Annotated in this window: 10 protein-coding genes; 2 read left to right on the top strand and 8 right to left on the bottom strand. The window is 42.6% G+C overall.

Annotation, left to right across the window (positions count from 1 at the left end):
- Positions 1–220: hypothetical protein (locus WAM07_RS08760; protein WP_422166099.1), on the top strand; the 220-nt coding region annotated here is incomplete at its 5' end.
- Between the two features lie 104 nt (positions 221–324).
- Here WAM07_RS08760 and WAM07_RS08755 read toward each other — a convergent pair.
- The 7 genes from WAM07_RS08755 to WAM07_RS08725 form a co-directional block, all read right to left on the bottom strand.
- Positions 325–1,782 carry a murein hydrolase activator EnvC family protein gene (locus WAM07_RS08755; RefSeq protein WP_422166098.1) on the bottom strand — a complete coding sequence of 486 codons (1,458 nt, stop codon included), beginning with the start codon at positions 1,780–1,782 and terminating at the stop codon, positions 325–327.
- A 44-nt stretch (positions 1,783–1,826) separates the two neighbouring features.
- Positions 1,827–2,720 (bottom strand): permease-like cell division protein FtsX, encoded by an 894-nt coding sequence (gene ftsX, locus WAM07_RS08750; protein ID WP_422166097.1) that lies wholly within the window; start codon positions 2,718–2,720, stop codon positions 1,827–1,829.
- A gap of 409 nt (positions 2,721–3,129) precedes the next feature.
- Entirely contained in the window at positions 3,130–3,411 is a 282-nt protein-coding gene (locus tag WAM07_RS08745; RefSeq protein ID WP_014645195.1) for a hypothetical protein, read from the bottom strand.
- Positions 3,412–3,468: 57 nt separating this feature from the next.
- Positions 3,469–4,179, bottom strand: coding sequence for an aspartate/glutamate racemase family protein (locus tag WAM07_RS08740; RefSeq protein ID WP_422166096.1), 711 nt, complete (start codon positions 4,177–4,179; stop codon positions 3,469–3,471).
- Between the two features lie 41 nt (positions 4,180–4,220).
- Positions 4,221–5,768, bottom strand: coding sequence for a Mur ligase family protein (locus tag WAM07_RS08735; protein WP_422166095.1), 1,548 nt, complete (start codon positions 5,766–5,768; stop codon positions 4,221–4,223).
- 103 nt (positions 5,769–5,871) lie between these two features.
- Complete coding sequence (locus tag WAM07_RS08730) at positions 5,872–7,059, bottom strand: carboxylate--amine ligase (protein WP_422166094.1); 1,188 nt, start codon at positions 7,057–7,059, stop codon at positions 5,872–5,874.
- A 284-nt stretch (positions 7,060–7,343) separates the two neighbouring features.
- A complete protein-coding gene (locus tag WAM07_RS08725) occupies positions 7,344–7,505 on the bottom strand; it encodes a hypothetical protein (protein WP_014645199.1) in 162 nt (53 codons plus the stop codon).
- Between the two features lie 252 nt (positions 7,506–7,757).
- On the opposite strand from WAM07_RS08725, the gene WAM07_RS08720 reads away from it, so the two are divergent.
- Complete coding sequence (locus WAM07_RS08720) at positions 7,758–8,393, top strand: GrpB family protein (RefSeq protein ID WP_422166093.1); 636 nt, start codon at positions 7,758–7,760, stop codon at positions 8,391–8,393.
- A gap of 40 nt (positions 8,394–8,433) precedes the next feature.
- On the opposite strand, the gene WAM07_RS08715 is transcribed toward WAM07_RS08720, so the two are convergent.
- On the bottom strand, positions 8,434–8,894 hold a 461-nt coding region (locus WAM07_RS08715; protein WP_422166092.1), incomplete at its 5' end, for a M20/M25/M40 family metallo-hydrolase.

Genomic DNA, 8,894 nt, shown 5'->3' with positions numbered 1-8,894 from the left:
GTATATTTTAAAACACGGAGGGAACACTATGTACAAAAAACAATGCCCGCGCTGTCACCGCCCCTCTTTTAGCAGCAGCGAAGGCACCTGGATGTGCCCCATATGCCATGAAGATTTAACGTCATTCTCTGTCCTTCCTATTCACAACCAAAAACCAAAATCCGAAGTCGTTAGTATGTATGACCAAACCATGAACGGGACGCCATTCCGGGAAATATAAACATATAGATTTTAGATCTTACACCCATTGAATTCATTCAGTCGCAAAGCTGCAAAAAGGGATTGCACCCAATGTGCAATCCCTTTTTGCTAGTATTATAGAATTTATGGCAGGAAACGGCGCGGGTCCACTGAATTGGACCGGCTTGGGTTCCATGAACCGATATGAATCTCAAAGTGTAAATGCTGTCCGGTTGAGTTCCCGGTACTTCCCATATTACCCAGGAAATCACCTTGCGATACAGACTCTCCTGCTGATACAGCGGGAGTGGACCTCATGTGTGCATATACAGTCGTGTACGTCTTTCCATCGATACGATGCGTAATAAATACATTATTGCCATAACTGGATGAATAACCGGCACGTATGACCGTTCCATCAGCTGAAGCCCTGATCGGTACAGTTCCGCTCTTGGCTAGATCAATACCGGAATGTAAACGGTTTTCGTTATCAATCGGGTGATATCTCATACCATATTCGGAAGTTGTTCCGGCGGATGCAGGCCAGGCGAAATTGGAACTGCTGTCTGAAGAGCTGGAGGAGGCTTTTTTGTCTTCTTCCGCTTTCTGCTCTTCTTGTTCGGCTTTTCGTTCAGCTTCTTCTGCTTCTTCCGCGGCTTTTTCATCGGCACGATCCTGGGCAGCTTTTCTGGCGGCTTCCTCAGCTTCGTTTCTTGCTTTTTCAGCTGCGGCTTTTCTAGCTGCCTCTTTACGTGCTTTTTCTTCCGCTGCTTTCTGTTCAGCTTCTTCGGCTGCCTTCTCGGCTCGTTCGATTTCTTTCTTGATTGCTTCTTCCTGTGCAGCTAATGTTTCGTTCTCTTCTTCTAAATCCATCACGTGATTATGAAGTTCTTCTTCCTCCAGTTCAAGTGAATTCATCAGTTCATTTTTATCTTCCTTCTGGCTGTCCAGGTCACTCTTTAATGATTCCAGTTCAGAGAGTTTTTCTTCAAGAGAGGTTAATTCCTTTTCCACCTCTGCCTTTTTGCTTTCAACAGCTTCTTTATCGGCTTTATGCTGTTCAAGGATTTCCCTGTCCTGTTCGGCAATGGTATTTAAGCTCATGATTCTTTCGAGGAAGTTACCGAAGCTTTCTGCTCCCATAAGTACGTCTAAGTAATCAATGGCTCCTCCATTCTGGTACATGGACTTCACTCGGTCTTTTAGAAGCTCGTCCCTTTCAGCGATTCGCTTTTCCAGTTCAGTAATATCTTCTTTCAACTGTTCGATGTTCTCTCTGGTTTGCTCTACTTCTTCTTCTTTTTTATCTATTTTCTCAGTCGTATCCATCATTTGTTTGTCCAGGCGTTCAATTTCCTCGTTCAATTGTTCCTGGTCTTCTTTAAGTTCGTCAATTTTTTCCTGTTTTTCCTGTTTCTCAGTTTCATTGTCTGATTGACTGTCTTTGTTTTCTTCTAACTGGTCCTGATTTTCTTCTACTTGCTCTTTACTCTTTTCGATTTGGTCTTCATACGATTCTGCAAAAACTGGACTTGTACCGGAGAATAAACCGGCAAGTACAAGAGTGGCGATCAGGAGTGCAACTGTAAACTTAAACTTCAATCCCTCTTCCTCCCCAAAACACATGTATATTTTTTATTTTTATATTAAACTTTCAGATATTTTCTAATAGACGTAAAGCTTCCCCATAATCCGATAATGACACCCATTAAAATGAGCAGGATGGATACTTTCCATACAAACGGGTAGACAGGAAGTAATTCCACGAATAATGTCGGATATCGGGTCGTAACCTCCTGGAACAGGTATCTGTATCCAAAGACCACAACAGCGATTGGAATAGCAGCTCCTAACATACCAATTAAGATGCCTTCTACTAAAAACGGCCAGCGGATAAACCAGTTGGTTGCTCCTACCATTTTCATAATCCCGATTTCTTTTCTGCGTGCCACAATGGTAATACGGATGGTATTCGCAATGAGGAACATGGCTGTGAACAACAGACCGGCGATTATGGCAAGCCCAATATTACGAGCTAAATCCATCACATTAAAAAGCCGTTGAACGGTTTCTTTGGCATACTCCACCTTCTCAACGTTTTCGAATGACTTAATAGACTGAGCCACTTGAATGGTATCTTCAGGATTTTTGGTTTTGACGATGTACACATCATTTAACGGGTTCTCATCTTTAAGGGATTCAAATACTTCTCCCTCTTCTCCCAGACTGTCGATTAACTTCTCCAGTCCTTCTTCCTTGGATTGAAAGGTAACGGTGTCCACTTCGGGGATGTTTTGCAATTTATCTTTCAGTTCATTTTGACCCGGCTCTTCAAGTGTCAAGTCCATAAAGACACGGACTTCTACGTTTTCTTCGATTTGAGAGCCTATATAGTTCAAATTAAGGAGTAATGCAGCGAAGACTCCTACCAGCAGGAGAGTAACCGTTACAGCTGATATAGAAGCTAAGGACATCCAGCGGTTTCTCGTAATGTTCTTTACGCCCTCTTTACCATGTCGTCCAAATGTCTTAAGTTTCATCTTTGATGCCACCTCTTACTTCCGAATTGCCGATTTTTCTCTCTTTTTTTAAATCGGATGGCTTTCAGGACACCGAAAGATAAACGATTGCGATGATGCTTATCAAACAATTTATATCACTTCCTGCTTTAAACTCATGATGTAAATCTTCGATGTCTGAAATATGTAGTCTTACATTTCCGGCTTCTTTTACCTTTCTAATTATAACAAACAAGTTCGATAAAAAAAGACAATTTATTATTACATTTGTGTTTCATGCTTTTACATAAACGTGACAAAACCAGGGTATTTATGGTCGTTCGCCCAACATTTTGTCGAATGACACATGTATATACATAAGGGGTTCAGACCACAACAAAAAAGACAACTCCTTTTGGAATTGTCTTTAATAACTGTATGAAATTCATCATTAATTTTTAAATTGCTTTAATGCTTCAAGTTCACGTTTCAAGCGCGTGTTTTCATTTCGAATGGCTTCCACATTTTCTGTTTGGCCTTCTACCGGCAAAAGGTTGATTTCATACCAGGCTTTACTCTGCACATCGTTCCCTTCACTCGTTCGTTTGATGAGAGCTGTCGGGTACATCGTTTTAACTGCATCGATCTCTTTCTGAGATAGCCGAAGCTCTCTAAAATAAACACCTTCACTAAAGGATTCTGACAAAAACTTGTTAAAGTCATCAGCTGCCATGTGCCTCGCTCCTTTATTTATTGGTCTTTAAAAACGAGTTCTCCACCTTTTACCGGCTTACGATTGTTGATACACGGATTCTTTGACAACGACATTCGCTACCACTTCCATCGGATCGACGAGCGGTACGGGAAGGTGATAGGGTTTCAGTACTAGACCGATCTCTGTACATCCCGATATGATTAATTGGGCGCCGTTATCCAGCAGTTCCTGAGAAGCGTCTTTTAGAAGCTCGAGCGGCTCTCCATCCGTATTCCCGCTCTTTATTCCATTTTCACCATAAATGGACTTCATGACCTTTTCATTTTGTGTCATGGGCGTAGGATATACAATATCCAGGTGATCGAGATACTTTTCAAAAAGACCGGTTTCTAATGTACCCGTCGTAGCTAGAATGCCGATTTTAGAAATATCCGGATAGAAATTGCGGATAAACTTTTTCAACTCTAAAAAGGCATTTAGTAATGGATACGAAACCTCTTTTTGTACGTCTTCTATGAAATAGTGGGCGGTCATACACGGAATACAGGCAACCTCGACGTCCAGCTTTTCTAAGTTTTTTGCTGCGTGGATCATTTCGGGTACCGGATTCTCGCCCCTTCCGGAAATTGCTTCTGTGCGGTCAGGGATCTTTGCATTGCTGTCAATAATGACACGGAAATGTTCCTGATCCTTTCTGGCACTGGTTGCACGGATGATTTTCAGATAGCATTCGGCCGTAGCCTCTGGCCCCATACCTCCGAGAATACCGATTAGTTTATCGTTCATGAAATGCCTCCTTGCGTAAGACCCGAACCTTCCTTTGATGACTACATGATTCCTGCCACTCTGTTTTTCAGCGGCTTGAATAATTCTTCTTCATCCATTTCTGGTCTCGCTTTGTTTAATTGCTCAAGCGCGATTTTTGCTCCTGGGTCCATGCCTTGGCATCCCGCTAAGAGTACAACATCGTCTGTTCCTACTTCTGATAAAGCGTGGCGGACCGCGTCGTCCAGTTCTTTATATAAATGCACGTGGATTCCTGCATCTTTCATCAATTCCTGGAAAACCCGCAGCTCCTCGTTAGTGACCTGGTCTTTTTCTGTAACATGGGAGTCGCTAAGGGTCGCAATGACTTCTTTTATTCCGAGCTTTGGAGCCCATTCAACAATCGCCTTTGCATTCTCACGGTTTACCGTTACACCACGGCTTCCGCGGATCGCATAAACGAGCTTCAATTGATTATACTCCATTTGCTGCAAGGTACTTAAAGTTACGTTAATGTTGCCGTAGTTCGCAAAATGGTCATCTAAAATTTTAAAATCATCTTCAAATACCATTTCAAAGCGGCGTTCCACCCCTCCAAAGGATTTCAGCCCTTTTTGAATCGTTGGAACCGGCACTTCACTCAATAATCCAGCTGCAATAGCCACCATGGAATTATACACGGAATGGTAACCAGGAGTGGATAGTTCAATATCAAATTCCTGAGGCTCAATTGGTGCCTCTCCTACATATATCGGCTTTCGGACTTCAACTGTAAATTTCGCGCGGCCGGTGGACAGGTCAAGGTTCTTACAGATAAGATCCCCGTCTCCTGTTTCCACACTAAAGGTGAGCAATTGCGCTTTCGTTTCATCCACCAGAGAAGCTGAATAAGGATCATCCAGGTTGAGGATGGCCCATTTATCTGCACCCGCTTCCCTGATAAGACTTGCTTTAGCGTTAAAGTACTCTTCAAAGGAGCCGTGCAGATCGATATGCTCGCGGCTGATATTATTCAGCGTTACAATATCGAAATCCACGCTTCCCACCCGTTTCAAATCGAGGGCGGAAGAAGAAACTTCCATCGTTACGTGAGAGACACCCTGCTCCCTCATTTGGGCAAAGTAGTGATGGAGATCCAGCGATTCCGGTGTCGTCAGTTTCGTCGGCTCGGAATAATCGCCGAATTTAACAACCACTGTTCCTATAAGACCTGTCTTGGCTCCATGCTCTTCCAGGATCGCATCGGTCATAAAGGATGTAGAGGTTTTCCCATTGGTCGCGGTAATGCCGATCGTTTTCATCGATTGAGACGGATGATGATAGAAAGCGTCGCTCAACGCGGCAAGCGCCTGACGGCTGTCCTCTACGCGAAACTGCGGAATGTCATCCCATCCTTCTTGATAATCTTCGACCACAATGGCTGCCGCTCCATTAGATATAGCTTCTAATATATACGCATGCCCATCAGTTTTAAACCCTTTAATACATACAAAAATCTCTCCCTGCTTCACTTTTCTGGAGTTATAAGCCAGTCCATGAATATCCAGCTCTTGTTCATTCCAAGCATCTAAAACTTGAATGGATTTCAGCAATTCATATAGTTTAGCCATTCTAATCTACCTTCCCTGCAATGTTTTAACCTTGTCCGATTATTGCGATCCTTTATTTTTTGTATATGGGGAAGTATTACTATTTCTTCCCCATGTTACTGAATCAGCTTGATTTTCGCACTTTTCCAGCCACTAGACCTGCCATTTTCTTTCCGAATGCAAAAGCGGGTTTTGGATCTTTTGCATCCCAAATCGCGTGGGCTTTGGGACGGAAATAAGATGCCAGTACCTTTTGAATGGAAAGCTGACCCGTCTTAACGTATTCACGTACAGCCAGTAAATCCTCGTAAGCATACCAGAAGACCAGATTCATGTCTTTCTCAACGGCTTTTGGCTCTACAGGGTTCCCGGTAAGCTCCCTGTAAGTAATATAAGGCATGTTGATTCCTGTTTTATATAACAGACTGTTTAAGTTCGTAATTCGGACATTGATTTCAATTAAATAGAATTGTCCGGTTTGTTCATCTTTTTTAAATTCAATTTCTGCAAATCCTTTATATTGGATGCCTTCAAGGAATTTCTTCCCGAGGTCGTAAAGCTCAGGGACATATTTCTGCTGGGTATAAACCGAGGCCCCGTAGTTCACAGGGAATTGACGAAGTTTCTGGCAAGTGACCCAGTGTGTAACTTCTGAATCCTGATTCAAGTAGGCGTCGAAAGTGTACATATGGTCATCGAAGCCCGGAATAATCCTCTGGACAATCACTTCAATGTTTTCTTCTTTAGCCATATTGACTTTCTCAAGAAGCTCTTCTTCCGTAAAGACTTTGAACAGCTTCCTTCTGAACTTGGACACAAATGCAGGAGAATCCACCGGTTTAACGAGACACGGAAATTGAATCTTTTCCTCTACTTTTTGTAAAAAGTTCTCTTCATCAATATGAACGGTTTCAGGAACGGCTACCCCGTGCTCGGAAGCCAGCGTATGCAACGTACCTTTGTCCATTATTTTAGTATATAATCCTTGTTCTTTTTGGGGAATAAGGAAATGTTCCCGTAATTCCATTAAATGCTCGTCCACAAACTCTACGTAAGGATCAGCTGTAGGAATAAGAACAGGCATCTTGCTCTGCTGTTTGGAGTAATCAATCAAAAAGGAAAGAAGTCCTTCTGGATCTTTTTTATAATGAGGAGCGATTAACGCTTCCGAGACGTATTTGGACTCAAGTCCATAAGCCCCTTCCCACGAATAATCGACAGCCGCTACGTGCACATCGTGAATGCCTAAGCAGCGGATTGTACTCAATCCTATATAATAATTCGCACCTAAAACAACCGCTTTATTATCCATGAATAATCCCCTTTTTTCAAACGTGACATAACATTTATTTCATTAAACTCATTCATAGTTGAGCAAAGTCATTCGCCGAATATCTAAACATATCTATTCTACCATATTATCCAGGCTAACAAAACGAGCAGCCCCTGAGTATAGAAGAAGACCCACTGTTTACCGGAAAGGGAGTTTGGAAATATATGTATGACCTGGTCCGGAAGTATTTGTAAGACATCTAGAATTTATCCCTCATGTAAAAAGCGGCCTTTCCCATTAGGGAGGCCGCTTGACGTAAGCATTTATTTATAGGAATGACTGAAATCAATTTCTGACGGGACTTCTTCAGCTTGAGCCGGCTCTTTTTGGATCTTCTTAAAGCGGTTCGCCACTTTATCCACGGCATATAATACTAGAAACGTAAGAAGGACAGTCAGTGACAGCATATAAAGAGATGTAAGCATAAGCTAATATCCCCTTTCAAATAGTATTTATCAGGATTTATCATCAAATCCTTGTATATAATACCAGAAATCAGGGTCTTGTAAACCTATATCCGCAAATTCTTACACATACATCTTTTTCCTAGCGTATTTTAAGCCTTCCTATTAATTCCTCTACAAAATATACCCCTCTGCTATACTGAATGTACCTCCGTATTATGCAGGCGCATCCCCCTTAAAAAATGACACTTTACTATTAAAGGAGAGATCCTGATGAAAGAGCCGGCAGGCAAGTGCCGCAACTGTGAAACGTTAATTTATTGTTCAGGTGGATTTTTGGAAGGAGTGGTGAACAATGATCAGACCCTTAGCTGTTTTACTTGTGCGAGCCAGACATCCACAGAAACACCAACGGTCTCATTACGTACCTATCATCCAGAATGGCCCATATTATTCGAACAGGAACAAGAGTTGATAGCAGAAGCTTTGGGACACCATGCTCTTGGAATTGAACATATAGGCAGCACTGCCATACCCGGGTTACAAGCTAAGCCTATTATTGACATTATGGCAGGAGTTAGGTCTCTAGCCTCCTACGATTCATACATACCGAGTTTATCAGCCATTGGATATATGCACGTTCCTAAGCCGGAACTTGTGGAGCGTCGTTTTTTCAAGAAGGTAAAGGAAACGCAGACTTTTCATTTACACCTTTGTGAATTTGGCGGGAAGGAATGGGAAGAAAAACTTCTGTTTCGGGATTACCTGCGCCAGCACCCGGAACCGATGGAAGAATATAATTCCCTCAAACAGACACTAGCCGTTCGCTATCAAAAAGATCGGCCGTCCTATACGAAAAGTAAGGAACCCTTTATTTCATCCATCATCCAGAAAGCTAAGAAAAAATAAAGCATCCAAACCCTGGACGGATCTGGATGCTGGTTATCATTTACTGGTTTCCTAAACGGGTATAATAATTAGCGGCGGTTACGATCCCTTTTGTAAAGTTCTCCAAGTGAAAATGTTCATTCGGAGCATGAAGATTTTCCGAAGGAAGACCAAAGCCCATTAATACTACAGGTGCTTTTAAGACGCTGGCAAACACTTCAACAATAGGGATCGAACCTCCCTCTTTAGGGAAAAGCGGACGAACGCCATACACTTCCTCATAGGCATCCGCTGCCGTTTGGATATAAGCATCTTTTGAATCAATAGCCACCGGATCTGCCTGAATCAATTGCTCCGTTTCGATTTGCGCTCCTGCAGGCTTGTGAGTCTGAAGATGACTCTGAATAGCTTCATAAACAGCCTGCGGATTCTGCTCGCCTACTAAGCGGCAGCTGATTTTGGCACTGGCCTGATTGGGCACAATGGTTTTTAACCCTTCCCCCTGAAAACCGCCTGTAATCC

Source organism: Halobacillus sp., assembly GCF_049282395.1.
Lineage (GTDB): Bacteria > Bacillota > Bacilli > Bacillales > Halobacillaceae > Halobacillus.
Note: the sequence above shows the minus strand (reverse complement) of the source record. Positions and strands in the feature narration are given on the sequence as shown.